Source organism: Chlorogloea sp. CCALA 695, assembly GCF_003003885.1.
In the GTDB taxonomy this organism is placed as follows: Bacteria; Cyanobacteriota; Cyanobacteriia; order Cyanobacteriales; family Chroococcidiopsidaceae; genus Aliterella.
In genome coordinates this window covers 1-17222 of the sequence record NZ_PVWN01000077.1, presented here as the reverse complement: position 1 = coordinate 17222, position 17222 = coordinate 1, and the positions used below count along the sequence as shown (strand labels likewise).

General features: G+C 43.1%; 18 protein-coding genes and 1 pseudogene. 8 read left to right on the top strand and 11 right to left on the bottom strand.

What is annotated here, in order from left to right; translation table 11 throughout:
• From C7B70_RS22800 to C7B70_RS22785, 4 genes and pseudogenes are all read right to left on the bottom strand, one after another.
• Positions 1 to 215: pseudogene (locus C7B70_RS22800) on the bottom strand (bile acid:sodium symporter family protein); the annotation flags it as partial.
• A 78-nt stretch (positions 216 to 293) separates the two neighbouring features.
• Positions 294 to 1568: a glycosyltransferase gene (locus tag C7B70_RS22795; RefSeq protein WP_106371235.1), complete on the bottom strand. Its 1275-nt coding sequence runs from the start codon at positions 1566 to 1568 to the stop codon at positions 294 to 296.
• A 246-nt stretch (positions 1569 to 1814) separates the two neighbouring features.
• Complete coding sequence (locus tag C7B70_RS22790; protein WP_106371234.1) at positions 1815 to 2117, bottom strand: hypothetical protein; 303 nt, start codon at positions 2115 to 2117, stop codon at positions 1815 to 1817.
• A 284-nt stretch (positions 2118 to 2401) separates the two neighbouring features.
• Positions 2402 to 3622, bottom strand: coding sequence for a glutathione S-transferase family protein (locus tag C7B70_RS22785; protein ID WP_106371233.1), 1221 nt, complete (start codon positions 3620 to 3622; stop codon positions 2402 to 2404).
• Positions 3623 to 4330: 708 nt separating this feature from the next.
• Between C7B70_RS22785 and C7B70_RS22780 the strand changes: the two genes are divergently transcribed.
• The 3 genes from C7B70_RS22780 to C7B70_RS22770 all read left to right on the top strand — a co-directional run bounded on the left by C7B70_RS22780 (position 4331) and on the right by C7B70_RS22770 (position 7329).
• Positions 4331 to 5038 (top strand): GTP-binding protein, encoded by a 708-nt coding sequence (locus tag C7B70_RS22780; protein WP_199192458.1) that lies wholly within the window; start codon positions 4331 to 4333, stop codon positions 5036 to 5038.
• A gap of 263 nt (positions 5039 to 5301) precedes the next feature.
• Complete coding sequence (locus C7B70_RS22775) at positions 5302 to 6204, top strand: all3515 family Zur-repressed PEP-CTERM protein (RefSeq protein WP_106371231.1); 903 nt, start codon at positions 5302 to 5304, stop codon at positions 6202 to 6204.
• A gap of 153 nt (positions 6205 to 6357) precedes the next feature.
• Positions 6358 to 7329: a GTP-binding protein gene (locus C7B70_RS22770; protein ID WP_106371230.1), complete on the top strand. Its 972-nt coding sequence runs from the start codon at positions 6358 to 6360 to the stop codon at positions 7327 to 7329.
• Between the two features lie 151 nt (positions 7330 to 7480).
• Here C7B70_RS22770 and C7B70_RS22765 read toward each other — a convergent pair whose 3' ends face one another.
• The 4 genes from C7B70_RS22765 to C7B70_RS22750 all read right to left on the bottom strand — a co-directional run bounded on the left by C7B70_RS22765 (position 7481) and on the right by C7B70_RS22750 (position 9885).
• The gene (locus C7B70_RS22765) at positions 7481 to 7891 is read right to left on the bottom strand and encodes a helix-turn-helix transcriptional regulator (RefSeq protein WP_106371229.1); all 411 of its coding nucleotides are present in this window, start codon (positions 7889 to 7891) and stop codon (positions 7481 to 7483) included.
• A 23-nt stretch (positions 7892 to 7914) separates the two neighbouring features.
• The gene (locus tag C7B70_RS22760; RefSeq protein ID WP_106371228.1) at positions 7915 to 8082 is read right to left on the bottom strand and encodes a metallothionein; all 168 of its coding nucleotides are present in this window, start codon (positions 8080 to 8082) and stop codon (positions 7915 to 7917) included.
• A 136-nt stretch (positions 8083 to 8218) separates the two neighbouring features.
• Positions 8219 to 9100 carry a metal ABC transporter permease gene (locus tag C7B70_RS22755; RefSeq protein ID WP_106371227.1) on the bottom strand — a complete coding sequence of 294 codons (882 nt, stop codon included), beginning with the start codon at positions 9098 to 9100 and terminating at the stop codon, positions 8219 to 8221.
• Positions 9101 to 9138: 38 nt separating this feature from the next.
• Positions 9139 to 9885 (bottom strand): metal ABC transporter ATP-binding protein, encoded by a 747-nt coding sequence (locus C7B70_RS22750; protein WP_106371226.1) that lies wholly within the window; start codon positions 9883 to 9885, stop codon positions 9139 to 9141.
• 64 nt (positions 9886 to 9949) lie between these two features.
• Here C7B70_RS22750 and C7B70_RS22745 point away from each other — a divergent pair, with 64 nt between their 5' ends.
• The 3 genes from C7B70_RS22745 to C7B70_RS22735 all read left to right on the top strand — a co-directional run bounded on the left by C7B70_RS22745 (position 9950) and on the right by C7B70_RS22735 (position 12610).
• Positions 9950 to 10987, top strand: a complete 1038-nt coding sequence (locus C7B70_RS22745; protein ID WP_106371225.1) for a metal ABC transporter solute-binding protein, Zn/Mn family — start codon at positions 9950 to 9952, stop codon at positions 10985 to 10987.
• Positions 10988 to 11027: 40 nt separating this feature from the next.
• Entirely contained in the window at positions 11028 to 12167 is a 1140-nt protein-coding gene (locus tag C7B70_RS22740; RefSeq protein ID WP_106371224.1) for a WD40 repeat domain-containing protein, read from the top strand.
• 119 nt (positions 12168 to 12286) lie between these two features.
• On the top strand, positions 12287 to 12610 hold the full coding sequence (locus tag C7B70_RS22735; protein WP_106371223.1) for a hypothetical protein: 324 nt from the start codon (positions 12287 to 12289) through the stop codon (positions 12608 to 12610).
• A gap of 10 nt (positions 12611 to 12620) precedes the next feature.
• Here the strand turns inward: C7B70_RS22735 and C7B70_RS22730 are convergent, their stop codons facing one another.
• The gene (locus C7B70_RS22730) at positions 12621 to 13754 is read right to left on the bottom strand and encodes a precorrin-8X methylmutase (RefSeq protein WP_106371222.1); all 1134 of its coding nucleotides are present in this window, start codon (positions 13752 to 13754) and stop codon (positions 12621 to 12623) included.
• 88 nt (positions 13755 to 13842) lie between these two features.
• On the opposite strand from C7B70_RS22730, the gene C7B70_RS22725 reads away from it, so the two are divergent.
• Positions 13843 to 15771, top strand: a complete 1929-nt coding sequence (locus tag C7B70_RS22725) for a heavy metal translocating P-type ATPase (RefSeq protein ID WP_106371221.1) — start codon at positions 13843 to 13845, stop codon at positions 15769 to 15771.
• Positions 15772 to 15873: 102 nt separating this feature from the next.
• Entirely contained in the window at positions 15874 to 16299 is a 426-nt protein-coding gene (locus C7B70_RS26145) for a transcriptional regulator (RefSeq protein WP_146134148.1), read from the top strand.
• Between the two features lie 370 nt (positions 16300 to 16669).
• On the opposite strand, the gene C7B70_RS28930 is transcribed toward C7B70_RS26145, so the two are convergent.
• Both C7B70_RS28930 and C7B70_RS26140 read right to left on the bottom strand, forming a co-directional pair.
• Positions 16670 to 16804, bottom strand: a complete 135-nt coding sequence (locus C7B70_RS28930; protein WP_369831945.1) for an IS1 family transposase — start codon at positions 16802 to 16804, stop codon at positions 16670 to 16672.
• 44 nt (positions 16805 to 16848) lie between these two features.
• Positions 16849 to 17163 carry an alpha/beta fold hydrolase gene (locus C7B70_RS26140; protein WP_146134147.1) on the bottom strand — a complete coding sequence of 105 codons (315 nt, stop codon included), beginning with the start codon at positions 17161 to 17163 and terminating at the stop codon, positions 16849 to 16851.
• Between the last annotated feature and the right edge of the window lie 59 nt (positions 17164 to 17222).

The window sequence follows — 17222 nt, the reverse complement described above, 5'->3', positions numbered from 1 at the left end:
CCTACAGCAATTTCTGGCTGCATAGGTACGCTCGAAGCCACAAGAAAACCAACGAGCGGGAGCAAGAGCAATTGACAAACTAAACCAATACCGACAGCTTTGGGGTAACGAGTAACTCTTTGAAAGTCCTCTGGCAGAAGGGTTAGCCCCATCCCCAGCATAACGAGTGCTAAACCTGTCGGTAAAAGAATAGTGGTAAAAAAGTTGGCTTCCATAGTATTAAGTAGATTTATTTCTGCAACAGTTATTTTTTAAAGGCTAAATGCAATCCCGAATTGATAGGCAACGGCATACTAGGTTGTACTTCTGAGAACTGGCTTTCCTGTTGCGATCGCCGATTCAATAATGTTGGCTGCTTGATCCACCCCGCCAGAGTTCTGAATCGCCAATTGCAAGCGCGAAGCTTGAGCTTTGTACGAATCTTGGGTTAACACCTTGTGAATTGTCGAGCGCAATCGAGCAACTGTTAAGTTAGAAACGGGTATCATCTCCCCCGCTCCTGACCAAGCTATACGTGCAGCCACTCCAGGCTGATCGTTGGTAATTGGAATTGCGACCATTGGTACTCCATGAGTTAGCGATTCTAAAGCTGTGTTTAAACCTGCGTGAGTGATAGTAAGAACGGCTTTTTTCAGCAACTCCAACTGCGGTGCATAGCTAACCACAAGAGGCGAGCCAGGTAAATTTGACATTGTTTCTAGGGGCATTCCGCCCCCTAGAGAAATCACCAACTGTACATCTAATCCAACACAAGCCGCAGCGATCGCCTCAAACACTGGCAAAAGCTGATTTAGAACTGTCCCTAAAGAAGCGTAGACAAGCGGTTGCCCAGTTAATTTTTCCCAAGGAAAAGACACATTCTCACGTCCAATAGAATTGTGATAGGGGCCAGTGAAGTGAAAGTGTGGTGGCAAATTAGTGCGAGGAAACTCAAATTCAACGGGTTGCTGGCTAAGTTGAGCAAGTTGGGAAAAGTTATAATTCGGATGGGAATAGCGGGGCAATTTCCACTGCTGTCGATACTCGTCAATTAATCTTCTGACACGCTTTGCCAAAACATTAAATAACGCATACCCGGTTTGGTTCCTTACTTTTGCACCCCAAGTAGAACTGTAGCGCCAGGAAGTAAAAGGCGGGGGGATACTAATCTCTCGATTTAGAGGCAGGGCGTTGCACAGACTAATGAATGGGATATTAAGAAAGTCAGCAACAATTCCTCCAACTGGAGAACATTGATCGACCAACAAAGCTTGGATGTTTTCTGTTTTAATAATTGCTGGAGCCTTTTGAAGAATGATTTGAAAATCTTGCTCACACACTTTAATTGTTTCCTTCACTGCTGCCATGCCAGTTAGTTTTCCTATACGGTCTGCCAACCTTACCTGCGAACCCGGAAACCCTGTCTCTTCAAATGCTCTAAATCTGAAGTTTGCCGCCAATATCTTATCCTGAACATCCACCACATTTAGGAAGGTAATACAATGACCGCGCCTTTGCAGTTCAAATCCTAGGGGGAAACAGCTAGTAAGATGGCTTCCAGTAGGGCAAATGATACCAAAATGAGTCATAAAAATCCAAGCTAATTATTGAGATGCAAAGAGCATAAAATCTTAGTAGTGCTACGCATTTACAAAAGTCAAATCATATAAGCTATAGATACTTTTTGAGTCAAAAAGTTAAGCTTGTAAAATTTCCTTCTGTATTTGTAACAATTAAAAACAGTAGCCTTTCAGTAATACAACCTAGAATCTCATGAAACGCTTTGTGCTTGCCAATAAGATAAATCAAGCACTTATACAAGAGATGTTGTGATTCTAATCTTTTGAAATCAATTCTTTAAATGAATTTGTACCTACCTCTTGCACCGACCGATAAATTTCTGAAGCTTGACTACACATAACAGCAACTAATAAAATTAAAGTAGCTAAAACACCATACAATACTACCTTATTTGTAGCATTAGATTTTTCTACAATTGGTTGGTTGGTATCTGTTTGGATTTCCTCTTGAATAATTGAACTCCAATCCCTTCCACTTAACGACCATAAACTTATTAGATTTAGGTCTTCTAAAGATTCATATTTAATTGTCGGTTTATGGTCATTTTGCTCCAACATTGGTTTCTCCTATTTTTACTATGAATTAACAAATTGCTCCAAGGTAGCCAGAAAGTTACTTCTAGCGTTGTTCACCTTTACTATTCAGCCTTTATATGGACTTAGATTAAGTTAGCAATTTAACTAGCTAAGTACTTTAACTGACAATTGAGCGCCTGAGAGAAATTATCGAGTTCTAAACGGCAACTTCCAGAAAATTCTTCGGCTCCGGTATGCTTCAATGCCCTCTTTTTAGGGTGCGCTGCTATCATCAACCCGATTTAATTGCCTTAAAGTGCAGACAATCACAATAGAGATGCCAACACTTTATCGGCGGCGGCTCGAAATGCAACTGCTGCACCTGCACTCATGTCACGCGGCGCACAGATGCGATTTCTCATATAGGCAAGCGCGATCGCTCCCACCGTCGAAGAAAGCGGGTCAAGAGTCTCCTTACTATCCACGCAACCCCAGCTTAGTAAGGTTCGCTCGCTATGCAGTAAGTAATCTGCAAGTAGCTTGAGATGAAACTCGATCGCCGCTTTGACGGCGGAAACATCTCCGCTCACAGCTAAAGTTTGTACCCCAGAGTTTTTGAGAATGTCTCCGATTGCAGCTTCATGGTTGTCGCTCAACCGCTCTGCCGCTTCTGCTCGGTATTGGACTACTTCGCTCAAGCCAGGCTCTAATGGCAAAGAAATTGCGCTCGGCTTAACGCCAAATAGCTGAGGCAAAAGCAGATTGAATGTTGTAGCGTCTGTTTTAACTCGCCCAAAAGCAGGACGTTCATTTAAGGCTGCAAACCAAGCGTTAAGATTTGGAAATCGTGGATTATTTTTGATGTGATAGCCCCGATACACAGGTAGACTTGCCGCTAGTCGATCGAGATGAGGAGCATACATAATATCTACTAAGCTAAACGTACTCAAAAAGTAGACACCTGGGTATTTTGCCAAGGCTTGCTCAAGTTCGTCTAGCTTTGCTTCAAAAGATGCTTGTAAGCTTGCTAACTCCTGATCATTGGTACAGGTTTTTATTAAAAATTTGTAGCCAACTTCCTTAGATTCGTTCGTTTCAGCATCTTCAACGAAGAGTCTGGCGATCGCGTTTTCTTGAGGATCGGTAGGAAGCAGAGGAATATCGCTAAATCGTGATTCTAAAGCGAGCAAGATGTCCTTAGAATCGTAAACTAATTCATAATCGATCTTCGCGGCAGGAACCTGTGTTGACGGCACAAGATCGATATACCATTGCGGTTTATTATTCAAATCGATAAACTCCGTTGCAAAGGGAATTTCTTTTTCTTCTAGCGCAAACCAAACTCGCTCGCAAAAAGGACACCAGGAATTTGTATCGCGATATAGCAAAACAGGCAGTGAAGTATCTAGAGGAAGTTTATGTAAGCTACTGGGAATTGGTACCGTAGAAGGCAACAATCCGGGTCTACGCATTCGTCTTTGAGGAGTGTTATGTTGAGCAATTTCTAACAGTCGATCCCAAGTTGGTATAGCGTTCTGAACTGTCATGATTACCTCTATTTACAACAATTTTCGCAATCAGATTCAAGTTACAGTCTATTGATATAAGATTGAATCATACTCACCTTCACAATGTTTTTGATGCCCCAATGTAAAAACTTAATCAAGTACAAAAGCAAAGGTTTAGTTAAGTAGTTGTGTTTTAATTAGTGACAAAGATATCTACGTCTCTCCCTTGAGCAAAAGTAGAGCGTAATTGTATAGCGCGCCTCGATCCAAAAAAAGTTGCATAGCTTTTACCTGTTTTAGTCACAAAGTCTGCCTAACTAAATATCTCTTCCAATTTGTACCTTTACAACTGCATAACGCAGTGTTTACATATATACCAGTAAACCCGATCAAAAAAGTTCGTAACTTCTTCGGTAAAGGATATAAAATTGTTCACAAGAATTCACTTGATGCACCCCTATAGCAATCCGTATGCGAGATAAAACCTTACGGCAAGGCGCACGATCAGAGATGATGAAATTATGAACATGGTGAGAAAAGGACAGGTTTTAGGACATCCCTTGGGAGCCGTCAAAGAACGAATTATCTTCGTCCATCAAACCAGAGGAGTAATTGCATAATTGGAACTCCTGAAATAGAGGTTTTCTTTCCTCACAAAGTTTTTGCAACACAACCCAATATATTGCTCTGTAGCTTTTCGGTAATTACCTTTTTGTTCCACGTTCGCTTGTTACAGTAGAAACAATTTTGCTGCACACTCCAGAGCTTCTTTTCGGTCGGCTTGCGGTTGCGGTTAGTTTCGCGCCATTTAATATTCAGTCACTTCAGTACTTTCTCCTTCCTATTTTACACAACTTTCTAGTTAACTTTGCTACTATAGTTTTTTTTAGAGCTATCCATATCTTATGCTTACCTATTCATGACTACCAGATTTCTTACGGCGACATTATTCTGCTGAATAAAACTGATTTAGTTCCAGAAACAAAAGTTAATGAATTAAAGGATGTTATTCGTGATGTTAAAGCGGGGGCAAGACTATTGCACTCTCAGTACGGCAAAGTACCACTGCCGCTTATACTTGATGTTGGGTTCTCGCAAACAGAATTATTTGCATTTGCTAAGGATTCAAGCCACCCTCACCATCATAATGAGCATCATCATTGCGATCACCTGGCTAATGATGGTTTTATATCGGTATCTTTCCAAAGCGATCGCTCTTTTAGTGTAGTGAAGTTCCAAAAATTTTTGGAAGACCTAAATGAAAATATTTTTCGGGCTAAGGGCATTATCTGGTTCAAAGAAAGTAACTTACGCCATATCTTTCCACTCAGTGGTAAACGAATTGAGTTACAAGCAGATCAATGGCAACAAAAACGCAGCAATCAATTTGTATTCATTGGGCGCAACTTAAATGCTGCCCAACTCCAAGAGCAATTAACTAACTGTCTGATTTAAGTTGAAAATAGGAATAGAGTTTTATGTCAGCCTCTGTTTTACCCTTTTTACAATCAACTTTGGATTAGCGAAACTAAGCTGTTTTGATTGGGGGCGATCGCATCTTCCGCCAACTTTTACTTGACATCTATGTTTGAGAATGATAATCATTATTTAAACGAGTAAGGATTTATCTGTGCCTGCACAAATTGTTGATTGGCATAGACCTTATAAATTTGCTGGTTTGAGTACCCATTAATTTGTTCAAACATGGAGACTAGATAATGCGCCTACCAATTTCTCCCAGTGCCAGCTTGATGCTGATTGCACCGCTAGCTTTGATCGGTTCCGTTGCTTCTAACCAAGTTGCTATAGCGACTAGCGAACCTGCTCACACCCATGACAGCGACTATGAACACTTTTACATTGGGGTAGATGGTTTTGATTTGCTGCAAAGTGGTGACTATGCAGGGTTAGACAACCCCAACTCTGATCGTTTGACTTTTCTGTACTCGCACGTTGAGGAAGATCCAACAACCAACCATTTTCACGGCATTGGTTCCTACAGCTACTCAGGCGCGGTGGATAGCCCCACGATTAACTCAACAAATATTAATAACCGAATTCCAGAAACTTACACAGGATTACCACCTATTACTCTCCAGCTAGGCACAGGAATCTACGCTGACAAACTTGTCAGCACATCGACAGAAGAAGAATACAGCAATTTGACGATAGAAGCTGTTTCGTCTCTCCAAAGCAACGAAGATATAGGAGCGCATTACTTGTTCAATAGCTCAAATGGACGTTGGAGCGAGTCTCTAGCAAATGCTATGCCTGCTCTTGAATTGGTGTCAATTACAGATGGACTAAACATTGCTGACGAGCAAGGTTTGAACATCTTGACACAAGTCGGCGAGACTTACACTATGGGCAGTGGCGATGATATATCATTCACACCCACTTTTTGGACAGATACTTCCGCATCTGCTGGAACTTACTCGGCAAGTTTCCGGCTTCTGAATCTTAGTAATGCCAACGAGAGTAGTTTTCGTGATTCTGGCACTTTCAACCTAGATTTTCAAGTAACTCCAGTGCCGGAGCCGTCAGCTTTTCTTGGAGTCGGCGCGTTTGCTCTGTTAGCGCTTTTCCGGAAAAACAGGCTAAAGAAAGCCGTGAAGTTTTAATTAGAAAGTAATTAGCAGAAATACTTAGCTTTTTTAATCACACCAGACACTAAAGGATAATATCTTTTGGTGTTTTTAGTTCAGATGTAGCTAAAGTTTTCTATGATAGGTTGAGAGTGATTATCATTCTATAAGTAAAGAGGTATTCGTGGTATGGTCGCTAACGAGACAATGAATGCAGTGCCTGTAACTGTCCTTACTGGCTATTTGGGAGCCGGGAAAACAACCTTACTCAATCGCATCTTGACTCACGAACATGGCTTAAAGGTAGCTGTAATTGTCAATGAGTTTGGAGAAGTGGGGATTGATAACCAACTGGTTATTGATGCAGATGAAGAAATATTTGAGATGAACAATGGCTGCATCTGCTGCACAGTCCGAGGTGATTTGATTCGGATTATTGGCAATTTGATGCGGCGGCGGGATAAATTTGACCATTTGGTAATTGAAACAACGGGACTTGCTGACCCCGCACCAGTGATTCAAACTTTCTTTGTAGATGAAGATATGCAGGGTCAATTGGCTCTAGATGCAGTGGTGACGGTAGTTGATGCTAAACATATTTGGTCGCATTGGGAAAGTAGTGAAGCCCAAGAGCAAATTGCCTTTGCTGATGTAATATTGCTCAACAAAACTGACCTCGTAACAGATGATGTACTGGAGGAGTTGGAAAAGCGGATTAAAGGGATGAATGCTCTAGCTAAAATCTACCGTACCCGCAATGCCGAGCTAGAAATGGATGCACTGTTGGGAGTCGGAGCATTTGACCTAAATCGCGCTCTTGAGATTGACCCAGAATTCTTGAATGAAACGGCACACGAGCATGATGAAACCGTTGCTTCTGTGGCGTTGGTAGAATCCGGCGCATTAAATATGCAAAAGTTAAACGATTGGATTAGCGATTTGTTACAAACTCAAGGAACAGATATCTTCCGTATGAAAGGCATTGTCAATATTGCCGGGGAAGACAATCGGTTTGTATTTCAAGGAGTACATATGCTATTTGATGGTACACGCGATCGCCCTTGGCAGCAAAATGAAACCCGCAAAAATGAGCTGGTGTTCATCGGTCGTAACTTGGACGCAGCCCAGCTTAGACAAGACTTTCAGGCGTGTTTTGTTTAAAAACAAACAAGCACGTTGAATTCGAGTCACACTTGTAAGGAACGCTGTCAGACTATGTGACAGAGATTGCCTGGTCGCCCAATAGCAGAACTTTGACCGCCCGTTGTGCTGTTGGGTTAAGTGTTCTTTAGCTTAAGAATTGAATTACACGCTATGGTGTTGCTTCATCTAAATGCTCAATGATTGCTTGGTAAAAGTCAAAAACGTGATGATCTTGCAGATAGTAGAATACGTGCCGTCCTTGTTTGCGAAAACTAACCAAACGAATGGATCGGAGTGTTCTCAACTGATGCGAAACGGCTGATTCGTTCATTCCCAAGGCAGTTGCTAAATCGCCGACGCACATTTCTTGGGCTGCCAGAATAGAGAGAATTCGTAACCGATTCGTATCGGCTAGAAAGCCAAAAAACTCTGACATACGCTGTGCCTTTTCAACCGTCAGTGTCTCGGTTTGAGTGGGGTTTACAAGGTCAACGCGATCGGTGTGGGGAAGATCGCAACAGACATCTTCCCCCTCCTCAAAATGCTCGGTAATAACTTCTTCAGCCGGATCGTTTAGCATAGATAAACCGTATTATTAGAAAATTAAGCGTCGCAGGTACAGCCTGTGTGACCGCAGCCTTGACCCCCAGGATGATTGTTAGCACAGGCATCTCCGCAGTAGGGCTTGTCACCTTTCATCACGGCATCCGATAGCGAAACCACACACAGACAGGATTCACAAGCACATTTCATTTGGGTAACAGTAGACATGGATTGACTCCTTTTAATTCTATGAATAGCCTAACACATGAATATACATTCAGATAATATAAACGAGAATCTTTGGGGTTTTTAGGGATGGCTTACTCAATAGTGCATCAATCCTGCACTATCTAGCACTGCTAGGCTATTTGCTGCGTTTAAATAGACCTAGGCGCATAGTTGCTATAGTTCCATTTGGGTTAGGTTGAGTTAAAATTCCTTGAGACGGGCTGAACAGCAGTGCTAGTAAAAACAAACTAGATGACACTAACACGATCGCCGGGCCTGAAGGCAAATTTTGATAATAGCTGAGGTAGACACCGGAAATACTAGCGATTGCTCCTAAAATAGCTCCCACAATCATCATCTGATGTAGTTCTTTGACCAACAAGTAGGCAGTCAATGCAGGGCCGATAAGGAGAGAGATTACTAGAATTACTCCCACCGCTTGCATACTGGCGATGATAGTTAAAGTGATGGCTGCCATGAAGCCGAAGTAAATAGTGTTAATAGGTAAGCCGACCGCTTGAGCGCCAGTTTTATCAAAGGTATAGAACAATAATTCTTTATAGAACAGTTTAACCACTAGCAAAATTAAAACAGCGATCGCGGATGTTCGCCCAATGTCATAAGGTGTCACTCCTAGAATATCGCCAAATAGAAAACTATCCAAATCGAGCTTGTTTTTTAGCACGGTAATCAGCGTGACTCCCAGGGCAAAAAAAGTCGAAAATGTCAGCGCCATTGCTGCATCGACCTTAACTCGTGTTTGAGAACGAATCCAGGCAATTAACAGAGCGCCCAAAATACCAGAGCCAAACGCACCGATCAGAATATCAACACCCAAAAAGAAAGAGATTGATAATCCCGGTAGAACGCAGTGGGCGATGACATCCCCTAGCATTGCCATACGCTGCACAATCAAATAACTGCCAACTACTGGACAAAGAATGCCAACTAACACGCCAATAGCGATCGCATTTCGCATGAATTCGTAATTAAGAGGTTCTAATAGGAGGTTGAACACGGGAAGTGAGGAAATAAATAAGTGGATGGAATAACTAATTAGCAGAAAAATGACGTTTCCAAGTCTTGATGTAAGGGATTTCCTAAAGGGGTTCCGTAAGCTTGATGCAGATTTTTAGGAGTCATTACTTGTTGGGGTGAACCATCCGCAATCAGGGATTGATTGAGTAATAGCAAGCGATCAAGTTGACTGAGCGACTGTCCCCATTCATGGGTGCTGAGAAGCAGAATTTTACCAAGCGATCGCAACTCCTCAAATACTTCCAGCATAATAGCCTCAGTTTTCTTATCTACACCAGTAAAAGGTTCATCAAACAGAAACAGATCCGCTTGTTGAGCCAAAGAACGCGCTAGAAATACCCGTTGCTGCTGTCCGCCAGAGAGTTCACCAATGCGGCGATGGCGAAGATTTAGCATCTCTACTCGTTCCAGTGCTGCTTTAACAATTTCTTTTGTCCTTTGACTTGGACTGCGGAGCCATCCTAGCTGACGAGTCCGCGCCATCATCACGACGTTCCAAACTGTGATCGGGTAATCCCAGTCAATTTGCGACTTCTGCGGGATGTACGCCACCCGCCCTAACTGTTGGCATAGCGGACAGGTGCAATAGTAGACCACACCGCTCGACGCTGGCACCAAGCCTAATAATGCTTTTAGCAGCGTACTTTTACCTGCTCCATTTGGTCCAATGATGCCCACAAGTTGACCCGGCTCTACTCGGAAACTTACCGGATTAAGTCCACATACGCCCCGATAATTGACAGCAAGTTCCCGAACCTCTAACATGAAAACCTAGAATGATAATGATTATTATTATATACTCAGGACGTGACTCATAAATTAAAACATTATGCCTATTCAGCGCCATCGAATTTGGGATAGCACACTGCTGGCTTTGACTATCAGTATACTCAGCGCCTGTACCCAATCAACACCAACCAACCAAACTAGCAGCGCCAATTCTACCAATACCGCCGCTACCAGCACAAATCTGAAAGTGGTTGCTACCAGCAGCGTGCTGTGTGATTTAACAAAAACCATTGCCGCCACCACCATTGACCTAACTTGCTTGGTAAAAGCGGGAACTGACCCCCATGTTTATGAGCCAACCCCAGCAGACCGTAAAGCGATTGAAGATGCCCAGCTTGTGCTGTACTCTGGCTATGATTTTGAACCCAGCTTGATTAAGCTAATCAAAGCCTCCTCGAATCCTGCCACAAAAGTTGCAGTCGGTGAAGTGGCGGTTCCTAAGCCTCTGATGGGTAAACATGAAGATGAACACAGTGAGGGTAAGAAAGCTGTTGAAAGGGAACCCCATGCTGAAGAGGAAGAACCCGATCCGCATATCTGGCACGATGCCAAAAATGGGGTTCAAATGGTGAAAGTAATTCAAAATAACCTGACGAAAGCTGCACCGGAAAATACTGACCTCTATACCAAAAATGCTCAAGCCCTGTCAGCAGAACTAACTCAGGTCGATAGTTGGATTAAGTCTCAAATTGCTACCATTCCAGCAGCCTCTCGAAAACTGGTGACAACTCACGATGCCTTGGGGTATTACTCTGCGGCTTACAGCATTCCGGTTGAAGGGGCATTGCAGGGTATTAGTACGGAAGAAAAGGCTACTGCCGCACGAGTAAGAGAATTGACAGAGGAAATTAAAGCTGATCAGGTGCCGACCATTTTTGCGGAAGTGTCCGCCAATCCCAACCTGATTAAAACGGTAGCAAAAGAGGCAAATGTGAAGTTGTCAGAGCAAGAACTGTTTGCCGATGGGCTAGGCGCAGCAATTACTGAGGGTGATACCTACCCCAAAATGCTGATTGCGAACACAAAGGCGATCGTCGAAGGTTTGGGCGGTCAATACACCGCGTTTGCGCCGAAGTAACTCATAAAACCTCTCTATAGTTGTCAATAAGTGAGAAGCAATGAAATCCTCAACTATTAACTCCCAACAATTCGACCTGCATTGGCGTGGGACACTTTCAGATTATGTAACAGCGATCGCTTGGTCGCCTCAAGGTAATACTTTAGCCGTAAGTTCAGCCGCAGGAGAAGTAATGCTCTGGCGGGATCTCGCTAATACGCAAGAAAAAAACTGGCCTTTGCTACCTTTACAAATGGCTGAAGAGCAATCCCTAGACTGCCTCGCTTTTTCTCAAGATGGGCAGAAACTCGCTGCTGGTGGTCAGGGTGGGCAAGTAAAAATTTGGTGTTTGCATAATGATACCAGAACGTACCGATGTAAACCCTTGCACACTATAGAAAATGCCCCCGCCTGGGTGGACAAGTTAGCTTGGAGTCCTAGTAGTAATCAACTTGCTTTCAGCTTAGGGCGCTATGTTCAGGTGTGGGATGCTGATATGGGCGGGGTAGTTGCTACACTCAATTTTGATAATTCCTCTGTACTAGGTTTAGATTGGAGTCCTGATGGACAGTATTTAGCGATCGCAGGTTATCAGGGAGCAAAGATTTGGAATGCTCAAGATTGGAATGACGATCCTTATGTTTTGGTAGTGCCTTCGGCAAGTTTAGCGGTTTCTTGGTCACCTGATGGCAAGTATCTTGCTTGTGGAAATATGGATCGAACTATCACCGTCATAGACTGGAACAACTCAATTGCCTCAACAACTGATAATACAAGCCAAGATTTGCTTCCTTGGGTAATGCGCGGTTTCCCTGGTAAAATCCGTCACCTTGCCTGGTCACAAACTAAAACTCAGCTAGATGCCCCTCTATTAGCTTCTTCTAGCGTTGAAGGTATTGTAGTGTGGGAGGCTAATGAGTCTCGTAGTTGGACAAGTAGGTTATTGGAACAGCACAGTGGAGTAGTACAAGAACTCGCTTTTCAACCCAATAGCTTTTTACTAGCTTCAGCATCGGAGGATGGTTGTGTTTGTTTGTGGCAAAAAGCTAAAAAATTAGCCCAAATTCTCCAAGGCGCACCTAAGGGATTTTCTTGCCTAGCTTGGCATCCCCAAGGACAACAGCTTGCTGCTGGGGGTCAATGCGGTGAATTGCTGATTTGGTCACAAGGTATGCGTGGTCAAGGATTTGGTAACCGTTAGCAACTATTACCTAAAAGTCCAATTAGGAGATAATTCCAATTTAAAAAACGATTTATTGCCATCAGGAGTTTAATTACTTACAGTTTATATACAATAAGACTTTTTGATAGGAGCGACCCGTGAATAAAGATAAATTGACCCTGCTTGGCTGCTCTAGCTCTTTAGTATTTATGCTACTAGCCAGTAATACTGCAAATGCTGGTTCAAGAGTGCTTAAAGAGCTAGTTGACATAGAGTTTAGAGCGCCTAATGTCGAAACAGTCAATACACCCGTTGCTGAAGATCCTCAACACCCAATACAAGACGCATTAAACGTTAATAGCGACACAATAGGAGATTTAGCCGCCGCTAAATTCGGCTGTGACTGTGCTGGTCACCGAAACCAGGTAGTTCAGATGCTACAAACAGGCACGCTCAATCTTAATCAGCAAACAAATTTTTAATTCTAAAAACTTAACTAAGATAACAGTGGCAGTTTGGCTTTTCTATAAGTGATTCGACTAGCGCATTCAGCGCCACTGCGGCTAAAAGTCCACCTCCCAAGGTTCCTTCAATGGTTATGTAGGGGATACTTAAGCGTATCAACCACCGCTTGGCAGCAGGAGCATGGCTAAATCCTATCGGCATTCCAATCACAAGCGCAGGTTGAATTTCACCTTGCTCAATTGCTGCACAAATAGACATTAATACAGATGGTGCGTAGCCAATTACCAATATGCATCCAGGCTTAAGTTGCTGCAATCGCTCCTTCCACAAATTGTTGCTCCAAAATGCTTGCTCCGCATCTGCTGCACTTGTAATGTGTGGATCTTCAATTAAGGTTACAATCGAACACTTCAAATGAGCTAATCGGGTACAGTCGAAAGCCGCAACTATTGCTGGCACATCTCCCACAATCTGACACCCAGCTTTGAGTGCGTCACGAGATGCCGCGATAGCGCAAGCGCGCCCGGTAACGGGCTTCGCATCTTTACTCAATCGCACAAACGGTATTAGACTTACATCCCCACAAGCTAATACTAGCTTTGAAAGCAAGTCTACTTCAATTTCTGAACGGTCAGATAAATCTGGCAACAATTGCTGCAATGATTCGGTAAATTTTTCAGGATGAGCATGGGTGGCAGCATCTAGTCCATCCCAAAGCTTTTCCAATTGTTGCAGTCCATCGGTTGTTTCTACTTCTAATCGTCGCAGTTGAGCGAGTTCTTCTGCTTGAACATTTTGACACTGGTAATCTCGCCCTAGTAATCCTTCCAATGCCGACGCTGTTTGTCGCAGTCGTGTCAACTGCTGCATCACAAACCGATATTGCTGCTGTAACTGAGTTATCAATGTATCGTTTATCGTCGCCAGATCGTTAGATTTCAGTAAGTTTTGAATGTGTGACAGTTGGAACCCTTGTTGCTTTAACGCCACAATTCGCCGCAGCCTTTGCACGTCAACATGAGTATATAGTCGATAGTTTGATTCAGAGCGTAGAACTTGTGGCAGCAAACCTATCTGATGGTAGTGCCGTACCATACGTGGAGTTATATCCCCTCTTACCGTGTCTGTAAGTTCCTTGATTGTTAGGTACTGTTCAGCCATGCTTGTATTTTTGCTTGCAACCACCTTGACATTAACACTAATGTCAAGGTTTAGGCTAAAGGAATTAGCAATTAACTTAACTATCTAAATGGTTTACAAATCTTTCTTGCCTCCTCGCTTAATTGCACTATTAAGAGAACATCCAGACGCTGTAGCTGCTACTATCTGTGGTCTACTTGTACTCCTTGGTTTGCTTGCACTCAATATTGGTTGGGTGGGACTTGGATTATTAATTTTACCCGCCGCTTATGTAATTGGTGGGTATGAAAGCGCTCGTGAGGGATTGACTACTTTATGGCAAGAAAAAGAACTAGATGTTGACCTATTAATGATTGTCGCTGCTTTAGGGGCTGCGGGGCTAGGATTGTGGCGGCGCGAGTATTATCTGATTGTTGATGGTGCGATGCTCATTCTGATTTTTGCAAGTAGTGGCGCAATTGAAGGCTATGCCATGCAACGCACAGAGCGAAGCATCAAAAGTTTGATGAGTTTAACTACAGATACAGCACGAGTATTAGTAAATGGACAGGAAAAAATTACTCCCATCTCCGAGCTAAAAATTGGCAATCAAGTATTAGTTAAACCAGGCGAATTGATTCCCACAGATGGCTTAATTATTGAAGGTTACAGCACCCTCAACCAAGCATCCATTACTGGCGAATCGATGCCAGTCGAAAAAACGTTGGGCGATGAAGTTTTTGCTGGCACTATTAATGGTAACGGTGTCCTTAGATTAAAGGTGCATCAACCACCAGAAAGTAGTTTAATTCAACGGGTAATTCGTCTTGTAGAACAAGCACAGACCCAGACTCCTCCCTCTCAGCAGTTTGTTGAACGATTTGAAAAGCTATACGCTCGAATTATTGTTTTAACAGGACTAATGTTAGTAATATTACCCCCTTTCCTCTTTGGTTGGAGTTGGGAAAACACCATTTATCGGGCGCTGATTTTTTTAGTAGTTGCCTCTCCTTGTGCTTTAATGGCAGCGATTATGCCAACATTGTTATCAGGTATTGCCAACGGCGCACGGCAAGGGATTTTATTTAAGAATGGCGCTCAGTTGGAGATGATTGGGCAAGTAAGAGCGATCGCATTTGATAAAACAGGTACGCTTACAACTGGAAAGCCTCAAGTTGTCAAAATCATCCCCGTAGAAAATCAGACTGAAACTTTATTATTACAAGTGGCTGCTGCTTTAGAAAGTTTATCGGAGCATCCCATCGGTGAGGCTATTGTACTTGCAGCAAAGGCTAAACACCTAAACTGGTGTGAAGCCGTAAATGTACAGGCTAAAAGCGGACGGGGAATTATTGGAGTAATTAATAACAAGCAGGCTGTAGTAGGTAAAGCGGCATTTGTGCAAGAGCAGATTAATACTTTTTCCTCAAATTTAACGCACCATTACCAGCAGTTAGAGAAAGAGGGAAAAACAGTAGTGTGGGTAGCTTACGCGGGCGAACTTATCGGAATTATTGCCGTTGCAGACACAGTTAGACCAGAAGCAGCGCAAGCAATCAGCCAGCTTAAGAAACTGGGCGTTGAACAAATCGTGATGCTAACTGGGGATAACGAACGCACAGCTCACAGTATAGCTTTTGATGTTGGGGTAGATGAGGTGTATGCAGAACTATTGCCAGAAGACAAGGTAAACGTAATCAAATATTTACAAAAACAGTACAAAACTGTAGCAATGGTAGGAGATGGGATTAATGATGCTCCTGCCTTAGCTCAAGCATCGGTAGGAATTGCTATGGGAATAGCTGGCAGTGATGTAGCACTAGAAACGGCTGATATTGTATTGATGGCAGACCGCTTAGAAAAGTTATCACACGCCATTGGTTTAGGTCGTCGTTCTCAAGTTGTCGTCAAACAAAACATTGCGATCGCACTTGGTTCTGTTTTCTTACTATTAATTGCAAATTTTGTCGGCAATATCACCATGCCTCTGGGCGTAATTGGACATGAAGGTTCTACGGTCATCGTCACCTTGAGTGGTCTGCGGTTATTGAGAAATTAGCTGACTAGGCAACAAAACTCTTGGGGTTTTCACACGTCTAGGGTACAGCCGATTTTAAAAGCCAAACGCAAAGCACTCCTTGCGGGCAAACTAGCTCCGTAAGTGCGGCGAATCACGACAGCGCATCAGCCAAGCATAAATTGCTCAAAAAGCTGGAGACACTTGCAGAATATCGGCAAGATTGAGGTAGGGAAGACAACTCGTTTTAACCGCAAGTCAAGTGTAGGGTTATCAAGAGCATGGCAGGTTTTAGCAGAATACATGAACGCTGTGCGTAAAAGTGTTCCAGTGACCGCAGGGCAGCAGTTAAAGATTTGTCCTCGATGTTGGATACCAGGAACTAAAGCTGAAAATATGGGGTTGAATCCTCGCTCTAAGTTTTGCTTTGCTTGTAGGGTACAACTGCGTGATCCCGGAACGGGCAGGCCCCCTTGGGGCATCGCTCTTTGTAGTAGCAATGAACCAATTAAATTTGTCAAATTCCGCTTTTGTCCTTATGGTGGAAATATCTATAAACCTGCTAAATAAAGCTTTTGGAACCAAATGGCACTTCATGTCAGCTTCGCTCTAACTGCCCCATTATGGTTAGATTCCAAAGATTTGCGCACAGCTTTACGTAAAGCTCGCGCCTTGGAAGTTTCCCCCGGAAGACTTTAGGTAAACGTGGTATTAGACCACAGTTACCAAAACGCACGAGCGAAGACAAGGAAAAATCAGGGTAGACAAATTTTGATATCAATCCCACGTTTTCAATCATGTTCGCTGCGAGCGCATGGTTTCAAAGCAAATATTGCAGGCTTGTTGTTCGATGGGAGAGAATTTCTGCTTGTTTCAATGCTTTTATTTCCCTTGCAACAATTCACCTTTGGAGCAATAAAATTTTATTACTGGGATAGGTTCATTGGAGAAATACTTTGTCTTTTCGTGTCCCAAAGACATAAGCTAGTACCTGCCCTGTCCTCCGGTCAATGGCGTGCCACAACCACCTAGTAGGATTCGTCTTTTTGCCTACATAGCTCCACATCTCATCCAGCTCAGATTTTACACCAGCATTTAACTCAGAAGTCTTAGTTATTCCTATCTGCCTCTAGCGGCTTGCAAAAACCTCATATATTTTTCAGCTACCTCCATCGCATTTTCTATCAGTAGTAGATGTCCTGCTTTGGGCAACTGGATTACTTGTTTACTACCAATACACTTTTGCAGTCTAATCGCCCCACTAATATCGTAAATCTTGTCCTCTTTGCCCCAAATAATAAATGTAGGCAACTGCATTGGTACACCCTGACAGAGAACATCATCGTAGAGATTTACGATGTCCCAAACTTGCTGGTAATGTCGGTTGCGAATATTGTAATCGTTGACTTTTTCTACTAAGTAGTCAGGTGGAATTAAACTTAAAACGCTCTAGGGCATAACCACCTTTGACACTACGAGCTTCCATTCCATCC

Excerpts from the sequence above, each read along its gene's own strand:
- C7B70_RS22745 (WP_106371225.1), top strand. The coding sequence starts at position 9,950 with ATGCCTATTCAGCGCCATCGAATTTGGGATAGCACACTGCTGGCTTTG.
- C7B70_RS22760 (WP_106371228.1), bottom strand. The coding sequence starts at position 8,082 with ATGTCTACTGTTACCCAAATGAAATGTGCTTGTGAATCCTGTCTGTGT.
- C7B70_RS22785 (WP_106371233.1), bottom strand. The coding sequence starts at position 3,622 with ATGACAGTTCAGAACGCTATACCAACTTGGGATCGACTGTTAGAAATT.
- C7B70_RS22790 (WP_106371234.1), bottom strand. The coding sequence starts at position 2,117 with ATGTTGGAGCAAAATGACCATAAACCGACAATTAAATATGAATCTTTA.
- C7B70_RS22725 (WP_106371221.1), top strand. The coding sequence starts at position 13,843 with ATGGTTTACAAATCTTTCTTGCCTCCTCGCTTAATTGCACTATTAAGA.
- C7B70_RS22795 (WP_106371235.1), bottom strand. The coding sequence starts at position 1,568 with ATGACTCATTTTGGTATCATTTGCCCTACTGGAAGCCATCTTACTAGC.
- C7B70_RS22775 (WP_106371231.1), top strand. The coding sequence starts at position 5,302 with ATGCGCCTACCAATTTCTCCCAGTGCCAGCTTGATGCTGATTGCACCG.
- C7B70_RS22740 (WP_106371224.1), top strand. The coding sequence starts at position 11,028 with ATGAAATCCTCAACTATTAACTCCCAACAATTCGACCTGCATTGGCGT.
- C7B70_RS22765 (WP_106371229.1), bottom strand. The coding sequence starts at position 7,891 with ATGCTAAACGATCCGGCTGAAGAAGTTATTACCGAGCATTTTGAGGAG.
- C7B70_RS22750 (WP_106371226.1), bottom strand. The coding sequence starts at position 9,885 with ATGTTAGAGGTTCGGGAACTTGCTGTCAATTATCGGGGCGTATGTGGA.
- C7B70_RS22730 (WP_106371222.1), bottom strand. The coding sequence starts at position 13,754 with ATGGCTGAACAGTACCTAACAATCAAGGAACTTACAGACACGGTAAGA.
- C7B70_RS22770 (WP_106371230.1), top strand. The coding sequence starts at position 6,358 with ATGGTCGCTAACGAGACAATGAATGCAGTGCCTGTAACTGTCCTTACT.